This window comes from Yersinia pekkanenii (assembly GCF_001152565.1).
In the GTDB taxonomy this organism is placed as follows: domain Bacteria; phylum Pseudomonadota; class Gammaproteobacteria; order Enterobacterales; family Enterobacteriaceae; genus Yersinia; species Yersinia pekkanenii.
Map to the genome: position 1 here is coordinate 44,778 of NZ_CQAZ01000028.1, position 18,112 is coordinate 62,889.

Genomic DNA, 18,112 nt, shown 5'->3' on the forward strand with positions numbered 1-18,112 from the left:
TTTGGGCGGTGAGTTATCAACGCTGACCGCCCCTTATCGCCAAAACTGTAATCAACCTCCCGCTACGAAATATGTGCCTTACGCAATTGCACTAATGAGTCCAACTGAATATCTGACAGTACCCAGCGAGGATCCGAGCGGTATTCTGGTGATGGAATAACGATAGAGCGCATCCGGGCTGCTTTGGTGGCAATCATACCGTTTACTGAATCTTCCAGAGTGACACATTGGAGCGGGTCGATACCGAGTTCTGCCGCCGCATTCAGATACACCTCAGGATGCGGCTTACTGTAGGGCAGGTATTCCGCCGAGACCAGACAATCGAACTGATTTCTAACACCTAACATGTCCAGCACTCGCTCTTGCATATGCAGCGGTGAAGCCGACGCCAGGCCAATTTTCAGCCCTTGTTGGCGGCAAAGATCCAGTGCGTACTCGACTCCTGGTAACACCGGGCGGGTTTCTTCCACCAGCTCTATCGCGCGGGCAATAATGCGGTTGCACACTTCAGCCTGACTTGGCCCCTGCCATGGCAGGGCGTGGAACCACAGTTTAACCACTAAATCGATACGCAAGCCAAGAGTATCGGGTAAGGCATCGCGCGAGGATGTATCCAACCCCAGAGAGGTGAAAATATCAAGTTCAGCCTGTAACCATAAAGGTTCTGAGTCAATCAGTAAGCCGTCCATATCGAAAATTGCGGCCTTAATCGGGTGAGGGGTCGCCATCTGTCATCACTCCTGTTGGTTTTTAGCTACGGTATCTTTTAACAATGGAGCGCGATTTTATCATTAACTTAATGATAAAGCGCTGGATGAACTAGGCTTGAATTTATATTAAACGTGGGAATGGCAATGAAAATTCTGCACAAAGAGCGGATGTAGCGGGTAAACTAAGGCCACATAAGTTGTGGTATTTACAAGGAGAAGTCATGACCTATCAACAGGCTGGGCGTGTCGCTGTGATCAAACGGATTGCAGGGTGGCTCATTTTTATTCCAGCACTGCTGTCAACATTGATCTCAATTATCAATTTTGCTTATCAATATAGTCAAAAAAGCACTGGGATTAATGCGGTTCTGTTGGATTTTATCCATGTAATGACCGATATGACCCGCTTCAATACGACTTTTCTGGATATTTTTTGGTTCAACTCGCCAGTGCCCAACGTTGAACAGGGTTTAACGGCCGCGAACATTATGTTCTTTATCATCTATATGCTGATTTTCGTTGGTCTGTCGTTACAGGCCTCTGGTGCCCGTATGTCGCGACAAGTGCGGCACATCCGTGAGGGCATTGAAGATCAACTGATTTTAGAACAGGCCAAAGGCAGTGAAGGGCGCACTCGGGAGCAGTTGGAAGATAAAATAGTCTTACCACATCACACCATCTTCTTGCAGTTTTTTACCCTCTATATCCTGCCGTTAGTGATCGGCGTGGTAGCCTACTTTGTTATCAAGTTACTGGGATCGATGGTTCAGGGATAATGCCTGACAAAAAAGCACCCTGAGCGGTTGGCTGGCCAACATTTGGGGTGCTGTTCATGGTAAGTAGATAGTGAGGCAACATTAAGATGCCACCGACAGAGCTAAGACTGTTCGGGATGTAGCAACTGGTCAACGGCTTTTTGCGCATTAATCCAGTGTTGCCCGCCAAATAAGTTACTACGGTTCAATAAGTAGTAAAGTTGATAAACAGACTGGCGTTCAATAAATTCAGCCGGAAGCGGCCAAACGCGTTGATAACCGTCATAAATCTGGGCAGGTAAAGCAGGATAGAGCGGGAGCATAGCAAGGTCACATTCCCGGTCACCCCAATAGCCGGCGGGATCAAAAATCACCGGCCCATTGGCGCTGGCTGCACAGTTAGCGGGCCATAAGTCACCATGCAATAACGAAGGTTGCGGCTGGTGGTTTTGCAACCGTTCTTTAACCCGTTCAGTTATTTGATCGATATTACCAAACGACATGCCTTTCTCGGCGGCTAATTGCAGTTGCCAACCGATACGCTGTTCAGCAAAAAATTGCCCCCAGCGGCGTTGCCAACTATTGGGTTGTGGTGTGGTGGCTAAATCATTATCAAAATCTAACCCAAATTGCAGTTGCTCACTCCATTGATGCAAATGGGCTAACTGCTGACCCAAACAGTAGGCATTGTGAGCATCCAATGGCTTAAGAGAAATATATTCAAGTAGCAGAAAGCTGTAATCGCGGTCGCTGCCTACGCCATAGACTTCAGGCACCTGAACCGTTTTGCTGCGAGCTAACAAGGAGAGCTGATCAGCTTCAGCGGTGAATATTGGTAGCATCTCGCGGGTATCGCATTTCACGAAAACCTCAGTTTCACCATAACTGAGACGCCAGGCTTGATGAATATCACCACCCGGTAATTCGATTCTTTCCCGAATTTCGGCGGGGCCGAGATATTCACTTAATAAACGCTTCACTGCTTGCCACATGATCCACTCCCTATCCGCAGCCTGATTGTAACTTAATGACTTGGGTACAGATGATTAGGTTAGCTTCTTTATGATGTAAAGAACCAGAGCCGACGCACAGGGATACCCATGCAGGATCAAACAAAAGACAGATTCTGCATGGGTATCTATAATCGTTCTGGCCTATTATCCATCGCGATAACGACAGCAACATAATGGCGAAAATAGTCCAGATGAAGAGCAAATAATAAATAGGCCGTAGTGCATGAATACAGTACGGCATATATATTGAGACTCAATTGATTATAGCAGGTTACCCTTGGGCGCGTTTTTAGCACTGCCCGCATTGGCCTGAGGTGTTATTTTGCGGCCTTTCACAGGTTTTATATGGCTATAAATCAGTGCTACCACAAAGAATAATGCCTGAATAATCACAATGCAGGGGCCGGTAGCGCCATCAATATGGAAACTTATCAAGGTACCCAGTACGCAAGCCAACACGGAGACCAGTGTGGCAACAATGAGCATTTGATCAAAGCTGCGGCACAACATAAAGGCGATAATACCAGGCGCGATTAGCATGGCGATAACCAGAATAACCCCAACCGCTTGCAATGATGCCACGATAGTCAATGCTAGCAGGCAAAGTAAGCCATAGTGCAGTAATTTGACCGGCAGCCCAATCACTCGGGCATGGTTTGGATCAAAGCAGTACAGCATAAAGTCTTTACGTTTTAATAACACCACCAACAAGGTGAATCCGGCGATCCACAAAGTTTGTTTCAGCTCTGCCAATGAAATACCCAGCATATTGCCAAATAAGATATGGCTGAGATGCTGGTCAGTATCCATGCGGGAGAACAACACCAGACCAAACGCGAACATACCGGAGAACACAATCCCCATTACGGTATCTTCTTTGACCCTACTGTTGTCCTTCAAATAACCCGTAGCGACGGCGCAGAAGATGCCAGAGACAAAGGCCCCGATAACGAGCGGAATGCCAAGCCAAAAGGCCAGTACAATCCCGGGTAACACCGCATGAGAGATAGCATCGCCCATTAATGACCAGCCTTTTAGTACCAGATAGCAAGACAATACCGCGCACACCACACCGGTAATGATCGCGGCCACTATCGCCCGTTGCATAAAGGGATAGGCAAAGGGTTCGCTAACCAGACTGAACAACATATTCATACTTTATCCTCCGGAAGGTGAGTTGGAGGATGACGGCGCTTCTGGCGAGTACGGAAACGGGTTGCCAGCAATCCGTGTTTCGGCGCGAAGAAAAAGGCCAGCAGGAAGACCAGTGTTTGCAAGGCCACAACCACCCCGCCAGTGGCACCATCCAGATAGAAGCTGAGATACGCGCCAAAGGCACTGGTAAAGGCCCCGATAGCGATGGCAATCACCAATAAACGGCTAAAACGGTCAGTAAGCAGGTAAGCGGTCGCCCCTGGCGTCACCACCATGGCAATTACCAGGATCGCGCCAACGGTCTGTAAGGCCGCCACGGTACAGGCACTTAGCAGAGTGAAAAACAGGATTTTTAACCGGAGCGGTGATAGTCCTATCGACATAGCGTGGCTTTCATCGAAAAACACCGCCAGCAAGTCTTTCCAGATCAGACATAAAATCACAAAAGAAACCAAAATAATGATTTCTACTTGTAATACATCTTCATCTGCTATTCCCAGAATATTGCCGAAAATGATCGATTGCACATTTACCGAGGTAGGGTTAAGCGAAACAATTAATAACCCGACGGCAAAGAAGGTAGAGAAGATGAAACCGATAATGGCATCTTCACGCAAGCGGGTTACATGGCGAACTAACGTCATTGCCAATGCGGCGAGCATGCCGGTAAAGAATGCACCGGCGGCATAAGGCAGCCCGAGAGCATGAGCGCCGGCTACCCCCGGTACTACCGAGTGTGATAGCGCATCACCCATCAGCGACCAGCCTTTCAGCATCAGATAGGCAGATAAGAAAGCGCAGACGGCACCGACAATCGCACTGACCCAGATGGCCTTGACCATGTAATTGTAGTTAAAGGGTTGTAGTAACAGTTCCAGCATCAGGGATTATTCTCCTTTGGCTGGCTTTGCGCAGGCGGATCATTCTTGGTGTGGCCATAAAACACCGCAGGGCGCTCATCATCAGTGATGACAGTGACGGTACGTGGGTCATTATCGTCATGCAGCGCAGTGCCGGAAAGGTTGATATGGCGCAGCACGCCACCGAAGGTCATTTCGAGATTCTTTTGGGTAAAGGTGGTTTCGGTTGGCCCGGCAGCCAGTACGGTCTGGTTAATCAGAATGACATGATCACAAAACTCCGGCACGCTGCCAAGGTTATGCGTTGAAACCAGAATCAGATGGCCTTCATCGCGTAATGCCCGCAACAAATCAATAATGGCATTTTCTGTTTTGACGTCAACCCCGGTAAATGGCTCATCCAGCAGTAGCACTGTGCCTTGCTGAGCCAGTGCTCTGGCCAGAAACACCCGTTTTTTCTGCCCGCCAGAAAGTTCGCCGATCTGACGTGACCGCAACGCGGTTAAGCCGACTCTCTCAATGGCTTTCTCAACAATGGCTTTATCTTCGCGGCTCGGAATACGCAGAAAGTTCATTTTCCCGTAGCGGCCCATCATCACAACATCTTCGACTAACACCGGAAAATTCCAGTCCACCTCTTCCGTTTGTGGTACGTAGGCGATGGTGTTTTGCTTCAAAGCGTGGCTGATGGGTTTATTACTCAGCTCCACTTTCCCCACACTGGGTTTGACTAACCCCATAATACTTTTAAACAGGGTCGACTTCCCACTCCCATTGACGCCCACTAGCGCGCAGATAGTCCCGCCGCTCAGTGAGAAACTGGCATCATAAATGGCGGTATGCCCATTGTTATAGGTGACAGTGACATCATCCACTACCAGCTCCGGGCGAACAAAAACAGCATGGTTCATTGACCAAATCCTTTCGCGATAGTTTGTACTGTCGTGTTAATCAGGTCGATATAAGTGGGAACCGGACCCTTTTCATTCGACAGAGAATCAACATATAACACCCCACCATATTGCGCACCGGTTTCTTTGCTAACTTGTTTGGCCGGTTTATCAGAAATAGTGCTTTCACTAAATATCACCGGTATCTTATTGGCGCGCATAGTATCGATGACGTGGCGTACTTGCTGCGGGGATCCTTGCTCTTCGGCATTGATTGGCCATAAGTAAACCTCTTTAAAACCATAATCTTTTGCCAAATAGCTGAAAGCACCTTCACTGGTTACCAGCCAACGCTGTTCCTCTGGGATACGGGATAAACGCTCACGTAACGGGGCATCCAGCGCGGCAATTTTTTCAGCGTAGGCTTTCGCATTACGATTATAGATTTCAGCATGGATGGGATCGTGCTCTACCAAGGCTTTGCGAATATTCTCAGTATAAATCAATGCGTTTGACGGCGACATCCAGGCGTGTGGATTGGGAATGCCTTTATACGGCCCTTCACGGATAGGCAATGGTGTAATACCATCGGTAACAACAGCCGAGGGGACATCTTTAATATTCTCGAAGAAACGCTCAAACCAGCGCTCCAGATTCATACCATTCCACAGAATCAAGTCCGCAGATTGTGCCTTTACAATGTCCCGTGGTGTGGGTTGATAGTCATGAATTTCTGCACCGGGTTTGGTGATTGACTCAACTATGGCGGCATCACCGGCGACATTTTGTGCAATATCCTGGATAATCGTGAAGGTCGTCACAACTTTGAATTTTTTATTAGGGTCGCTGGGCTTATTTTCTGCCAGCGCAGTGCTGCTGATGATTGAGCTAAATGCAACAAGAGCCAACAGGGTAATGGCGCGTAAAAAATGAGGTGTACAGCGACTGGTGGGGGGCAGGTAGGGTATTTTTTGCTTAGTAAACATGGCGATGTTCCCTTTCTTTAAATGAAAATGATTATCAATATCACTTGTGGCGAAGTCAAGCCTTGCCATACAATAAACTAAAACTTACCGATAGTTACCGAATATAGCCTGAACATTATGTTGATAATGGTCAAACCAGACCAAAAAATCTATTTGGACGAGGTGACAACTTGTATATGCTACAAAACGGCTTATCAGCACGGGGAATACTGTGAATCCAAAAGTCGGTTGCCTTATGGCAATTTTATTGCTGGCAGGGTGTGCTAAACAAGCGCCTCCACCACAAGCAAATAACGGGTGGCTGAAGAAAGTGCCACCGGGTGGTTTTATTAATGCACCGAAAAGCAGCGCCGGTTCAAGTACCGTTGCCTACAGCGACGTAATTAAACAAGCCGCCAGCCATTACGGTGTTGATGAAACCTTGATTAAAGCCATTATCCAGGTGGAGTCCGGTTACAATCCTGATGTGGTGAGTACCTCAAATGCCATCGGTCTGATGCAGATTAAAGCCTCTACCGCTGGCCGTGATGCATATCGGATGAAAGGGCGAGATGGTCAACCGAGTTCTGGCGAATTAAAGGATCCGGTGAAGAATATCGATATCGGTGCTGCCTATATCAATATTTTGCAAAACCAACAGCTAGCGGGGATAAGTGATCCGCAAACTTTGCGTTATGCCACTATCGTTTCTTATGCCAATGGTGCGGGTGCCATGCTGCGGACTTTCTCATCAGATAAACGTCTGGCAGTGAATAAAATCAACAGTCTTAGCCCTAACGAATTCTATCAGCATATACAAAAGAAGCATCCGGCTGCGCAGGCACCACGTTATTTGTGGAAAGTGGATACTGCTTACCGGGCAATGTCAGAATAATATTAAAACGCTAACCGATGTAGCCCTATGGGCGCTGTAATTTTTATGATTATAGAGATCTATTATTATAAACATCGGCTAGCGTTTCCCTTTTCAATCTCGCAATTCCTTATGCAATGGCTGGCTGATAGTTGGCGATAATATCCAGTATCCCATTGATAATAAATTGTACCCCCATGCAAACCAGCAAAAACCCCATTAGACGTGAAATCGCCTCAATACCACTTTTGCCGACCCAGCGCATAATGGCCCCCGAACTGAGTAGCGAACCCCATAAAATCAATGAGACACAAAGAAAAATCAGCACCGGTGCCACAGTCACGACCCAGGGACTGAACACGGCGTGACCTTTCATCGAGGCAGCCGAACTGATGATCATGGCGAGGGTACCTGGCCCCGCAGTGCTGGGCATGGCCAATGGCACAAAGGCGATATTGACTGATTTACGTTTCTTTAAGTCTTGCGATTTGGCTTCTAATTGAGTGTCCTCGGCAGATTGCTGTGGGAAGAGCATACGAAAGCCGATAAATGCGACAATCAGCCCGCCAGCAATACGCAGGCCGGGAATAGAAATACCAAAAGTATTCATCACAACCTGACCGGCGTAGTAAGCAATGGTCATAATAAAGAAGACATAGATTGATGCCATCTTCGATTGCTGATTGCGCTCCTCACGAGTCATATTGCCGGATAACCCCAGCAACAGGGCTACTGTCGTTAGCGGATTTGCCAATGGCAATAGCAATACCAGACCTAAACCAATGGCTTTAAATAATTCGAAAATACCTTGCATCGACACCACTCCGCAAATAGCAAATTGCACCTGATAAAATCAGTCATCTCAGGTAATTATCTGTACGCCGACCAAACACATCCGCACACGATCTATTATTACTCACCCAACCACTCTACGCGATACGCCAGACAAAAGGCTATAACGATGTTATTCATGCGTTTCAGCGAGCCAATAAACACGCGCAACCGATGAACTGGCTCAGGCTCAGTGACTCGGATGACACGGCGGTGACCTCAACAAAACCCACCATATGTGATATAGATCAAATCTCTGCGCGGCAACAGTTGGTTCAATATCGCAGATCCAGAATAATCATGTCAGCATCAATTTCTGCAAGGAATAGGGTTTTGTGCATTTGTGATATCAGCGTTGAAGATGAATATGTTCGCCAACCATTATCAGCTTCTGCAGCATGGGTATTAGATACCCAAGCCGCACGGGCTTGTGGTCGTCTGCGTTTTTTAAAACCCAAACGCGAAGCTCGCCCTCGTTGGCGTTTAGCGCCACTGAAAGACGCCTACGAAATTCGGTTTTATCCTAACCGCATGCCGGAGCTATGGTTTTTCAGCGCGGAAAATGCAGCTAGAAAACGGCTTTGATAGCCTGGAAGGGGGAAGTGTCAGGCCCCGAATAGTATCCATCGTTGCAGAGTGAGATATCGGTTTTATTTGACATCATATCAGAATGAATTTATTTTCATTTTTTGTGAATTTAAATTCAGTTGAGATGTGCTATGTCAAATCCATTACTACCGATTGAAAAGCAGTTTCATGCTTATAATCAGCATGATTTAACTGCATTTGTGGCTAATTTTAGTGACTCATTTGTGGCTTACAGAATGCCGTCAACTACGCCATCACTTACGGGTAAGCAGCAACTGACTGAATTTTACCGCACACAAAGGTTTAATAACCCGGCACTTCGGGCTGAGCTGATTGCTCGTACGGTTCTGGGTAATAAAGTCTTTGATCTGGAAAAAATCCACGGATTAGCCGATGAGCCGATTGACAGCATGGCGGTATTTGAAGTTAACGATGGGCTGATTGATATTGCCTGGTTTTACTTTAAGTAACCAAGCTTGTTAAGCGTGTACAGCATTTTTAGTATGGGATGTTCTTGATAGCGGCCCAATAAAACGCCCCGATTGTGTGAACAATCGGGGCGGCGTTCCAGTAACCATTGCTACACGGAAACGGAAATTGATTATGGGCATATCTTGTAGAAATAGCAATACACCCAGTGCTACTCAAAAGCAATAGATCATAATGTAAATCATTGTTGGTGATAATAAACACTATTATCCGTCGTATCGGTAGGTTTCCTTGCCTTCAGCCCAGAGTTGCCGTTGCGGGTCTGGAAATACAGTAATTTTATCAGCGTAGGGTATTGCAAAAGCCCTCTTAGGGTATCTTTTGCTCATCTAAATCGTATTGGTTCCGTCAGCTAAACTGATTATGCCGTATAGAGGAGGATACCGCCTTCGCCGATATCTTCGGCCTGCGCGAGATAATAAAGCGAGGGTAGGGGATGTTGGCGATATCTGAAACGGTAGGCTTCCTTGCCAATACTCATCATCGAAGCGACCGTTTCAGTTTTATATAATTGCTTACTTTAATTAATTATTTTTCTAATTGGTTAATTTTACGGCACAAAAACTTACCTTTTATTACGCCATCAAAAAAACGACCTTTCGAAACGACTGACATAAAATTCTGATGAACACGCTCTGGAACACCAAGATATTGGTAAATTCCTTGTTCACGGAACTGTATCTCCAGCATGCGATTTTCAGGATCATAACCAATCGACAAAATTCTGGAAGATGTAACAGGTTGTCGCTGCAATAGTTGACCCTCAGTTATACGGTATTGATATTGTGGTGATCGTAGAGCAGTTTAAGCATGATAACTTTGTCGGTGATCATTATCACTGTTTAGTGCCGCCATCAATGATGTATTTTCATTGCTTACTATATCTTATTCCCAACTGATGACAGGTAACAGATAAAACGCGACGGCGGGTAACGATGATAGTATTTGTCATTGCATTAAGTGATGATAATATGACTTCACTTTATGGCATGACCGGTGTCACAAAGTAAACTGTGTACACAGTTGCGTACCAATATAACAAACGTGGGTTAAATTGATGTCGCAACTTTTGGAAATTAAACAATAATTACGTCTTGCATGTGATCTGTCGTGTTGGTCACCACTGTAGATAAGGAATTAGAATGCCCGTTATTACCCTTCCTGACGGCAGTCAGCGTCATTACGATCACGCCGTTTCTGCTCTTGATGTTGCCTTAGACATCGGCCCTGGTCTGGCAAAAGCCTGTATTGCTGGCCGAGTGAATGGCGAACTGGTAGATGCCAGTGACCTGATCGAATCTGATGCCCAACTGGCCATTATCACGACCAAAGATGCTGAAGGCTTGGCTATTCTCCGCCATTCTTGTGCACACTTGTTGGGGCACGCTATCAAGCAACTTTGGCCAGATACTAAGATGGCAATCGGCCCGGTTATCGACAACGGTTTCTATTATGATGTTGATATCGACCGTACCTTGACGCAGGAAGATTTGGATCTGCTGGAAAAGCGGATGCATGAACTTGCCGATAAAGATTACGACGTAATCAAGAAAAAGGTGAGTTGGCAAGAAGCCCGCGACACTTTTGCTGCTCGTGGTGAAGATTATAAGGTGGCTATTCTTGATGAGAATATCAGCCGCGATGATCGCCCTGGATTATATCACCATGAAGAATACGTTGATATGTGCCGTGGCCCGCACGTACCGAATATGCGTTTCTGCCATCACTTTAAATTGCAGAAAACTTCCGGTGCCTATTGGCGTGGCGACAGCAAAAATAAAATGCTGCAACGTATCTACGGCACGGCTTGGGGTGATAAGAAGCAACTGAATGCATACCTCCAACGTCTGGAAGAGGCTGCCAAACGCGACCATCGTAAGATTGGTAAGCAACTGGATCTTTACCACATGCAGGAAGAAGCACCAGGTATGGTGTTCTGGCATAACGATGGCTGGACCATCTTCCGTGAACTGGAAACTTTTGTGCGCATGAAGCTCAAAGAGTACCAGTATCAGGAAGTGAAAGGGCCGTTTATGATGGACCGCGTACTGTGGGAAAAAACCGGACATTGGGAAAACTATGCTGAGCATATGTTCACCACATCGTCGGAAAACCGTGAGTACTGCATCAAGCCGATGAACTGCCCGGGGCATGTGCAGATTTTCAACCAAGGGTTGAAGTCTTACCGTGATTTGCCATTGCGAATGGCAGAGTTCGGTAGCTGCCACCGTAATGAACCATCAGGTGCACTGCATGGCTTAATGCGTGTTCGTGGTTTTACTCAGGACGACGCCCATATTTTCTGTACTGAAGAGCAGGTTCGCGATGAAGTGAACAGCTGTCTCAGGATGGTGTACGACGTATACAGCACTTTTGGCTTCGAGAAAATTGTGGTCAAGTTGTCTACCCGCCCTGAAAAGCGCATTGGTAGCGATGATCTCTGGACCCGTGCCGAGGACGATTTAGCCGCTGCGCTGACTGAAAATGGTATTCCGTTTGATTATCAGCCGGGTGAAGGGGCGTTCTACGGCCCAAAAATTGAATTTACCTTGCATGATTGTTTGGATCGTGCGTGGCAGTGTGGTACCGTACAGCTCGATTTCTCGTTACCGGGCCGCTTAAGTGCGTCTTACATCGGCGAAAATAACGATCGCCAGGTGCCAGTAATGATTCACCGGGCTATTTTGGGGTCAATGGAGCGCTTCATCGGTATTTTAACCGAAGAATATGCAGGCTTCTTCCCAACGTGGTTAGCTCCGGTACAAGTCGTGGTGATGAATATCACCGATAGCCAGTCTGATTATGTCCAACAAGTGACCAAAAAACTGCAAGATGCAGGAATTAGGGCAAAAGCGGACTTGAGAAATGAGAAGATTGGCTTTAAAATTCGTGAACATACGTTGCGTCGGGTTCCTTATATGTTGGTCTGTGGCGATAAAGAGGTCGAATCAGGCAAGATTGCCGTTCGTACCCGCCGCGGGAAAGACTTAGGAAGCTTAGATGTCGACGTGGTCGTAGACCGGCTGCTAACAGAAATTCGCAGTCGTAGTCTTCATCAACTGGAGGAATAAAGTATTAAAGGCGGAAAACGAGTTCAACCGGCGCGTCCTAATCGCATCAACAAAGAGATTCGCGCCACAGAAGTTCGCTTAACAGGCGTCGATGGTGAGCAGATTGGCATTGTCAGTCTGAACGAAGCTCTGGAAAAAGCCGAGGAAGCTGGTGTTGATTTAGTAGAAATCAGTCCGAATGCCGAGCCGCCGGTTTGTCGTATCATGGATTACGGCAAATTCCTCTATGAGAAGAGCAAGTCGACAAAAGAACAGAAGAAGAAGCAAAAAGTCATACAGGTCAAGGAAATCAAATTCCGTCCTGGTACCGATGATGGCGACTATCAGGTCAAACTACGCAACCTGATTCGCTTTCTAGAAGATGGCGATAAAGCCAAAATCACCCTACGATTCCGTGGGCGTGAGATGGCGCACCAGCAGATCGGCATGGAAGTCCTTAACCGTGTCAAAAAAGATCTGACTGAAGATTCTGATCTGGCCGTTGTGGAGTCATTCCCGACTCGTATCGAAGGTCGTCAGATGATCATGGTGCTCGCACCTAAGAAGAGACAGTAAGGCATTCAAGTAGCAGACTTCTCTGTGCTTGCACAGTAAGAGGTCTGTTCGCCTAGCTAGCTCGTTGTAATTAACAATGCGAAGTGGATATATTCAATGCCAAAAATTAAGACAGTACGCGGCGCCGCTAAGCGCTTCAAAAAAACCGGTGCCGGTGGTTTTAAGCGTAAGCATGCCAACCTGCGTCATATTTTGACCAAAAAAGCTACTAAGCGTAAACGTCATTTACGTCCAAAAGGCATGGTATCTAAGAACGATCTAGGTTTGGTCGTAGCATGTCTGCCATACGCATAAGTAATTTTGGTTTGAATTAAGACGATAGGAGAAGTAAATGGCTCGCGTAAAACGTGGTGTGGTAGCTCGTGCACGTCACAAAAAAATATTAAAGCAAGCGAAAGGTTACTACGGTGCCCGTTCGCGCGTTTATCGTGTTGCTTTCCAGGCAGTAATCAAGGCAGGCCAATACGCCTACCGTGACCGCCGTCAACGGAAGCGTCAATTCCGCCAATTGTGGATTGCACGTATCAACGCAGCTGCTCGTCAGAATGACATGTCTTACAGCAAATTCATTAATGGCCTGAAAAAGGCTTCTATTGAAATTGACCGTAAGATCTTGGCTGACATCGCAGTATTCGATAAAGTGGCATTCTCTGCACTGGTCGAAAAAGCGAAAGCAGCTCTGGCGTAAGTCAGAATTGAAGAGGGAGTTTATCTCCCTCTTTTAATCTTTAGCTTCTTGTAAGAAGGTCATCGTTATGATGAATACAGTTACTTTTCGCTTCTTTTTTTACTTTAGCGCCTGATTTCAAGAGGCTTGCGCGTAAGAATAGAAACGAAAAATAGCGCCTAAGCCTCCCATCGTGGAGGCTTTTTTGTTTTTACTGCACACCCCTTATGGTGTAAAGAGTGGCGGTATCGCAAATGGGGTACCTTGCTGATTTTGTGTAAAAAATTTGTTTCGGTTATCGGATTTTAACTCATGACATATATCCTAAATAATTCGAGTTGTAGGAAGGCGGCAATTGAGCGAATCCCCAAGAGCTTACATAAGTAAGTGACTGGGGTGAACGAAAACAGCCAACGCACATGCAGCTTGAAGTATGACGGATATAACTATAAGCGGGCCATATGGCCAGAGGAAGAGAAAACAATGCCACATCTCGCAGAGCTGGTTGCCAAAGCTAAAGCGGCCGTAGAAGATGCCCAAGATGTTGCCGCGTTGGATTTGGTGCGCGTCGAATATCTAGGCAAAAAAGGCCATTTGACCCTTCAAATGACATCGCTGCGTGAGCTACCGGCTGAAGAGCGTCCAGCAGCTGGTGCCGTCATTAATCAGGCTAAACAGGAAGTACAAGAAGCACTTAATGCCCGTAAGGACAAACTGGAATCAGCGGTGATGAATGCCCGACTGGCAGCCGAAACGATTGATGTCTCTTTGCCTGGGCGTCGTATGGAAAATGGTGGGTTGCATCCGGTTACGCGAACTATCGATCGTATTGAAACTTTCTTTGGTGAGTTAGGCTTCTCAGTAGAATCCGGCCCTGAAATCGAGGATGACTATCATAACTTCGATGCTTTGAATATTCCGGCTCATCATCCAGCCCGTGCTGACCATGATACTTTTTGGTTTGATGCTACCCGATTGCTGCGTACACAGACATCAGGTGTGCAGATTCGCACCATGCAAGGCCAACAGCCTCCGATTCGGATTATCGTGCCAGGTCGCGTTTATCGTAATGATTACGACCAAACGCACACCCCGATGTTCCATCAAATGGAAGGGCTGATCGTTGACCGTGATATCAGCTTTACCAATTTGAAAGGGACCTTGCACGATTTCTTGCGTAATTTCTTCGAAGAAGATCTGCAAGTTCGTTTCCGCCCCTCTTATTTCCCGTTTACTGAGCCGTCTGCAGAAGTTGATGTGATGGGCAAGAATGGGAAGTGGCTCGAAGTTCTGGGCTGCGGCATGGTGCACCCAAATGTATTACGAAACGTAGGTATTGATCCTGAGATTTATTCAGGTTTTGCATTCGGTATGGGTATGGAGCGCTTAACGATGCTGCGTTACGGCGTCACCGATCTGCGCGCATTCTTCGAAAATGATCTGCGTTTCCTCAAACAGTTTAAGTAAGGCGGGAATATCTCATGAAATTCAGTGAACTTTGGTTACGCGAATGGGTAAACCCAGCCATTAGCAGTGATGATTTAGCCCATCAAATTACGATGGCTGGTTTAGAGGTTGATGGCGTAGACGCTGTTGCCGGTGAGTTTAACGGCGTAGTTGTCGGTCAGGTTGTGGAATGTGGCCAACATCCAAACGCAGATAAACTGCGAGTGACCAAAATTGATGTCGGCGGTGACCGCTTATTGGACATCGTTTGTGGTGCACCGAATTGCCGTCAGGGCTTAAAAGTAGCGGTTGCAACCGTAGGTGCCGTGCTACCGGGCGATTTCAAGATTAAAGCCGCCAAACTGCGTGGCGAGCCATCCGAAGGCATGTTGTGTTCTTTCTCTGAACTGGCTATTTCAGAAGATAGTGACGGTATTATCGAGTTACCTGCTGATGCGCCAATTGGTGTCGATCTGCGTGAATATCTGCATTTGGACGACAAAACCATAGAAATTAGCGTCACACCAAACCGTGCGGATTGTTTGAGTATCATTGGTGTCGCCCGCGATGTGGCTGTGGTTAATCAACTGCCATTAACCGAGCCGGATATGAGCCCGGTTGCGGCATCTATCGATGAAACGCTCCCGATCCGCGTCGAGGCTCCACAAGCTTGTCCGCGTTATTTGGGTCGCGTGATTAAGGGGATTAACGTCAAGGCTGCGACACCATTGTGGATGCGTGAGAAATTGCGTCGCTGTGGTGTTCGTTCGATTGATCCGGTTGTTGATGTCACTAACTTCGTTTTGCTGGAGTTAGGTCAACCAATGCATGCGTTTGACCTGGATCGTATCGACGGTGGGATCATTGTCCGTCTGGCGGCAGAAGGTGAAGAGCTGACACTATTGGATGGCAAGGAAGTCAAACTGAATGCGGACACACTGGTCATTGCTGATCAGCATAAGCCGCTGGCGATGGCCGGTATCTTTGGTGGTGAACATTCAGGTGTTAACGAAGAAACCCGTAACGTGTTGCTAGAATCTGCATTTTTCAACCCATTGTCTATTACGGGGCGTGCGCGCCGTTATGGTTTGCATACCGATGCTTCTCATCGTTATGAACGTGGCGTTGACCCTGAGTTACAACATAAAGCGATTGAACGTGCTACGCGCTTGTTGATTGATATCTGTGGTGGTGAAGCTGGCCCGGTTATTGATGTCACTGCAGCAACAGAGTTGCCAACGTGTGCCACTATCACACTGCGTCGTGAGAAACTGGACCGTCTGATCGGCCACCATGTTCCTTCTGAGCAAGTTAGCGATATTCTGTGCCGCCTTGGTTGCCAGGTAACAGAACTTGGCTCTGCCTGGCAGGCCGTAGCGCCAAGCTGGCGTTTCGATATGGAAATCGAAGAAGATTTGGTGGAAGAAGTTGCCCGTATCTACGGCTATAACAATATTCCAGATATCCCAGTTAAAGCCTTCCTGGAGATGACAAAACACCGTGAAGCTGACTTATCATTGAAGCGTGTAAAAACAGCTTTAGTTGATCGCGGCTATCAGGAAGCAATTACTTACAGTTTTGTTGACCCGAAAGTGCAAGCCTTGCTGCATCCACACCAAGATGCATTAATTCTGCCAAGCCCGATCTCTGTGGATATGTCTGCAATGCGGTTGTCATTGTTGACAGGTTTGCTGTCAGCGGTGGTTTATAATCAAAATCGCCAGCAATCCCGTTTACGGTTATTTGAAAGTGGATTACGCTTTGTACCTGATAATACAGCAGATCTCGGTGTTAGACAGGATGTCATGCTGGCGGGCGTGATCACGGGTCACCGCTACGATGAACATTGGGATCTGGCGCGTCAACCGATCGACTTCTATGATTTGAAAGGCGATTTGGAAGCAATTCTAGAGCTTACTGGCAAATTATCTGAGGTTCAGTTCCGTGCAGAAACACATTCTGCACTACATCCAGGACAGAGTGCTGCGATTTATTTATCAGGGGAACACATTGGTTTCATTGGTGTAGTTCATCCTGAACTGGAGCGTAAGCTGGATCTAAATGGCCGAACTGTGGTGTTTGAAGTGCAATGGAACAAGCTTGCAGACCGCGCTGTGCCTCATGCCAGCGAGATTTCGCGCTTCCCGGCAAACCGTCGTGACATCGCTGTTGTGGTGGCTGAAAACGTTCCCGCAGAAGATATTTTGGCGGCGTGTAAGAAAGTTGGCGCAAATCAGGTAGTTGGCGTAAACTTGTTTGATGTGTACCGTGGCAAGGGCGTAGCAGAGGGTTATAAGAGTCTGGCTATTAGTCTGGTGTTGCAGGATACCGCCCGTACACTGGAAGAAGAGGAGATGGCCGCTACCGTTGCAAGATGTGTAGAGGCGTTAAAACAGCGATTCCAAGCATCCTTGAGGGATTGAACCTATGGCGCTTACTAAAGCTGAAATGTCAGAACATCTGTTTGAAAAGCTAGGGCTTAGCAAACGAGATGCCAAAGATCTGGTTGAGTTATTCTTTGAAGAAGTCCGTCGTGCTCTTGAGAATGGTGAACAGGTCAAACTGTCTGGCTTTGGCAATTTTGATCTGCGAGACAAGAACCAACGTCCGGGCCGTAATCCGAAGACGGGTGAGGACATTCCTATTACGGCGCGCCGTGTGGTGACTTTCCGTCCAGGACAAAAGCTAAAAAGCCGGGTAGAGAGTGCTACTCCGAAAGAGTGAGTATTTCCCGAAATAAAAGGCCGCGCAAGCGGCCTTTTTCTTGTCTGCATTTCATTGATTTATAATGATTTTATTTTAAATGTGTCCACATGCTGACCGCAGGTTGGGACTATCTTTCCTAATTTGTGTTTCTGCCTCAGCTGAGGTAGGCTCTCGCAAAAACAATAGAGTTTATTTGAAATAGAATGTTCAGGATTAAGTAAAGGGATTAAGTTTTTTACAACTACCTCTAATCAGTGACGTGATATGAGCGAACTCATCAGGGAAAAATATGCTGTGGCTGGACGCCAATGGAAACGTTACACGATGGAGAATGCATCTGGGCTGAGAAGAATTTAAGCCAGATGTAATCTGACAGACACCTGTATAAATAACCGGTAACTGTCAGATCAGGTCTGAGCTAAGACATATCATGATAATAACGCCAACTTTTTATTGCTTGGCTAAAGTATAACCTATTATCATATCAGTTAGAGTAGATGGTAAAGATTCATATTAATAATTGACTAAAATATTAAT

Annotated in this window: 21 protein-coding genes and 1 other annotated feature; of the genes, 12 read left to right on the forward strand and 9 right to left on the reverse strand. The window is 46.8% G+C overall.

All coding sequences use genetic code 11. The annotated features are described in order from the left end of the window. Nucleotides 1-62: 62 nt before the first annotated feature. Nucleotides 63-728 carry a hexitol phosphatase HxpB gene (hxpB, locus tag AEP37_RS14645; RefSeq protein ID WP_049614027.1) on the reverse strand — a complete coding sequence of 222 codons (666 nt, stop codon included), beginning with the start codon at nucleotides 726-728 and terminating at the stop codon, nucleotides 63-65. Between the two features lie 203 nt (nucleotides 729-931). Here hxpB and AEP37_RS14650 point away from each other — a divergent pair, with 203 nt between their 5' ends. Beyond that, nucleotides 932-1,486, forward strand: a complete 555-nt coding sequence (locus AEP37_RS14650) for a YniB family protein (RefSeq protein WP_049614028.1) — start codon at nucleotides 932-934, stop codon at nucleotides 1,484-1,486. Nucleotides 1,487-1,587: 101 nt separating this feature from the next. Here the strand turns inward: AEP37_RS14650 and AEP37_RS14655 are convergent, their stop codons facing one another. The 5 genes from AEP37_RS14655 to yfeA all read right to left on the reverse strand — a co-directional run bounded on the left by AEP37_RS14655 (nucleotide 1,588) and on the right by yfeA (nucleotide 6,369). Next, the gene (locus AEP37_RS14655) at nucleotides 1,588-2,457 is read right to left on the reverse strand and encodes a fructosamine kinase family protein (RefSeq protein WP_049614029.1); all 870 of its coding nucleotides are present in this window, start codon (nucleotides 2,455-2,457) and stop codon (nucleotides 1,588-1,590) included. Between the two features lie 282 nt (nucleotides 2,458-2,739). Continuing rightward, complete coding sequence (gene yfeD, locus AEP37_RS14660; protein WP_049614030.1) at nucleotides 2,740-3,633, reverse strand: iron/manganese ABC transporter permease subunit YfeD; 894 nt, start codon at nucleotides 3,631-3,633, stop codon at nucleotides 2,740-2,742. Next, complete coding sequence (yfeC, locus tag AEP37_RS14665; protein WP_049614031.1) at nucleotides 3,630-4,514, reverse strand: iron/manganese ABC transporter permease subunit YfeC; 885 nt, start codon at nucleotides 4,512-4,514, stop codon at nucleotides 3,630-3,632. The genes yfeD and yfeC overlap by 4 nt, the downstream gene beginning before the upstream one ends. Next, the gene (gene yfeB, locus AEP37_RS14670) at nucleotides 4,514-5,404 is read right to left on the reverse strand and encodes an iron/manganese ABC transporter ATP-binding protein YfeB (protein WP_049614032.1); all 891 of its coding nucleotides are present in this window, start codon (nucleotides 5,402-5,404) and stop codon (nucleotides 4,514-4,516) included. The genes yfeC and yfeB overlap by 1 nt, the downstream gene beginning before the upstream one ends. Next, nucleotides 5,401-6,369 (reverse strand): iron/manganese ABC transporter substrate-binding protein YfeA, encoded by a 969-nt coding sequence (gene yfeA, locus AEP37_RS14675; protein WP_049614033.1) that lies wholly within the window; start codon nucleotides 6,367-6,369, stop codon nucleotides 5,401-5,403. The genes yfeB and yfeA overlap by 4 nt, the downstream gene beginning before the upstream one ends. Nucleotides 6,370-6,580: 211 nt before the next feature. Here yfeA and AEP37_RS14680 point away from each other — a divergent pair, with 211 nt between their 5' ends. Then, nucleotides 6,581-7,243, forward strand: a complete 663-nt coding sequence (locus tag AEP37_RS14680) for a transglycosylase SLT domain-containing protein (protein ID WP_049614034.1) — start codon at nucleotides 6,581-6,583, stop codon at nucleotides 7,241-7,243. A gap of 109 nt (nucleotides 7,244-7,352) precedes the next feature. Here AEP37_RS14680 and AEP37_RS14685 read toward each other — a convergent pair whose 3' ends face one another. After that, nucleotides 7,353-8,036: a MarC family NAAT transporter gene (locus tag AEP37_RS14685; RefSeq protein ID WP_049614035.1), complete on the reverse strand. Its 684-nt coding sequence runs from the start codon at nucleotides 8,034-8,036 to the stop codon at nucleotides 7,353-7,355. A gap of 350 nt (nucleotides 8,037-8,386) precedes the next feature. Between AEP37_RS14685 and AEP37_RS14690 the strand changes: the two genes are divergently transcribed. Continuing rightward, complete coding sequence (locus AEP37_RS14690; RefSeq protein WP_049614036.1) at nucleotides 8,387-8,638, forward strand: hypothetical protein; 252 nt, start codon at nucleotides 8,387-8,389, stop codon at nucleotides 8,636-8,638. 134 nt (nucleotides 8,639-8,772) lie between these two features. Next, complete coding sequence (locus AEP37_RS14695; protein ID WP_049614037.1) at nucleotides 8,773-9,111, forward strand: nuclear transport factor 2 family protein; 339 nt, start codon at nucleotides 8,773-8,775, stop codon at nucleotides 9,109-9,111. Between the two features lie 380 nt (nucleotides 9,112-9,491). On the opposite strand, the gene AEP37_RS27595 is transcribed toward AEP37_RS14695, so the two are convergent. Further along, the gene (locus AEP37_RS27595; RefSeq protein WP_280512716.1) at nucleotides 9,492-9,614 is read right to left on the reverse strand and encodes a hypothetical protein; all 123 of its coding nucleotides are present in this window, start codon (nucleotides 9,612-9,614) and stop codon (nucleotides 9,492-9,494) included. Nucleotides 9,615-9,658: 44 nt separating this feature from the next. Beyond that, on the reverse strand, nucleotides 9,659-9,883 hold the full coding sequence (locus tag AEP37_RS14700) for a KTSC domain-containing protein (protein WP_049614038.1): 225 nt from the start codon (nucleotides 9,881-9,883) through the stop codon (nucleotides 9,659-9,661). 389 nt (nucleotides 9,884-10,272) lie between these two features. Here AEP37_RS14700 and thrS point away from each other — a divergent pair, with 389 nt between their 5' ends. The 8 genes from thrS to ihfA all read left to right on the forward strand — a co-directional run bounded on the left by thrS (nucleotide 10,273) and on the right by ihfA (nucleotide 17,593). Continuing rightward, complete coding sequence (thrS, locus tag AEP37_RS14705; RefSeq protein ID WP_049614039.1) at nucleotides 10,273-12,201, forward strand: threonine--tRNA ligase; 1,929 nt, start codon at nucleotides 10,273-10,275, stop codon at nucleotides 12,199-12,201. A gap of 3 nt (nucleotides 12,202-12,204) precedes the next feature. Next, the gene (gene infC / locus AEP37_RS24995; protein WP_011816226.1) at nucleotides 12,205-12,756 is read left to right on the forward strand and encodes a translation initiation factor IF-3; all 552 of its coding nucleotides are present in this window, start codon (nucleotides 12,205-12,207) and stop codon (nucleotides 12,754-12,756) included. Nucleotides 12,757-12,852: 96 nt separating this feature from the next. Next, nucleotides 12,853-13,050, forward strand: coding sequence for a 50S ribosomal protein L35 (gene rpmI, locus AEP37_RS14715; protein ID WP_004713020.1), 198 nt, complete (start codon nucleotides 12,853-12,855; stop codon nucleotides 13,048-13,050). Between the two features lie 37 nt (nucleotides 13,051-13,087). Then, complete coding sequence (gene rplT / locus AEP37_RS14720; protein ID WP_004393357.1) at nucleotides 13,088-13,444, forward strand: 50S ribosomal protein L20; 357 nt, start codon at nucleotides 13,088-13,090, stop codon at nucleotides 13,442-13,444. 66 nt (nucleotides 13,445-13,510) lie between these two features. Further along, nucleotides 13,511-13,633 (forward strand) — a sequence feature (Phe leader region). Then, on the forward strand, nucleotides 13,515-13,559 hold the full coding sequence (gene pheM, locus AEP37_RS27910; protein WP_408068336.1) for a pheST operon leader peptide PheM: 45 nt from the start codon (nucleotides 13,515-13,517) through the stop codon (nucleotides 13,557-13,559). (Overlaps the previous feature by 45 nt.) Before the next feature lie 273 nt (nucleotides 13,634-13,906). Further along, on the forward strand, nucleotides 13,907-14,890 hold the full coding sequence (gene pheS / locus AEP37_RS14725) for a phenylalanine--tRNA ligase subunit alpha (RefSeq protein WP_049614040.1): 984 nt from the start codon (nucleotides 13,907-13,909) through the stop codon (nucleotides 14,888-14,890). A gap of 14 nt (nucleotides 14,891-14,904) precedes the next feature. Further along, on the forward strand, nucleotides 14,905-17,292 hold the full coding sequence (pheT, locus tag AEP37_RS14730) for a phenylalanine--tRNA ligase subunit beta (protein ID WP_049614041.1): 2,388 nt from the start codon (nucleotides 14,905-14,907) through the stop codon (nucleotides 17,290-17,292). A gap of 4 nt (nucleotides 17,293-17,296) precedes the next feature. Next, nucleotides 17,297-17,593: an integration host factor subunit alpha gene (gene ihfA, locus AEP37_RS14735; RefSeq protein ID WP_002211830.1), complete on the forward strand. Its 297-nt coding sequence runs from the start codon at nucleotides 17,297-17,299 to the stop codon at nucleotides 17,591-17,593. Nucleotides 17,594-18,112: the final 519 nt, after the last annotated feature.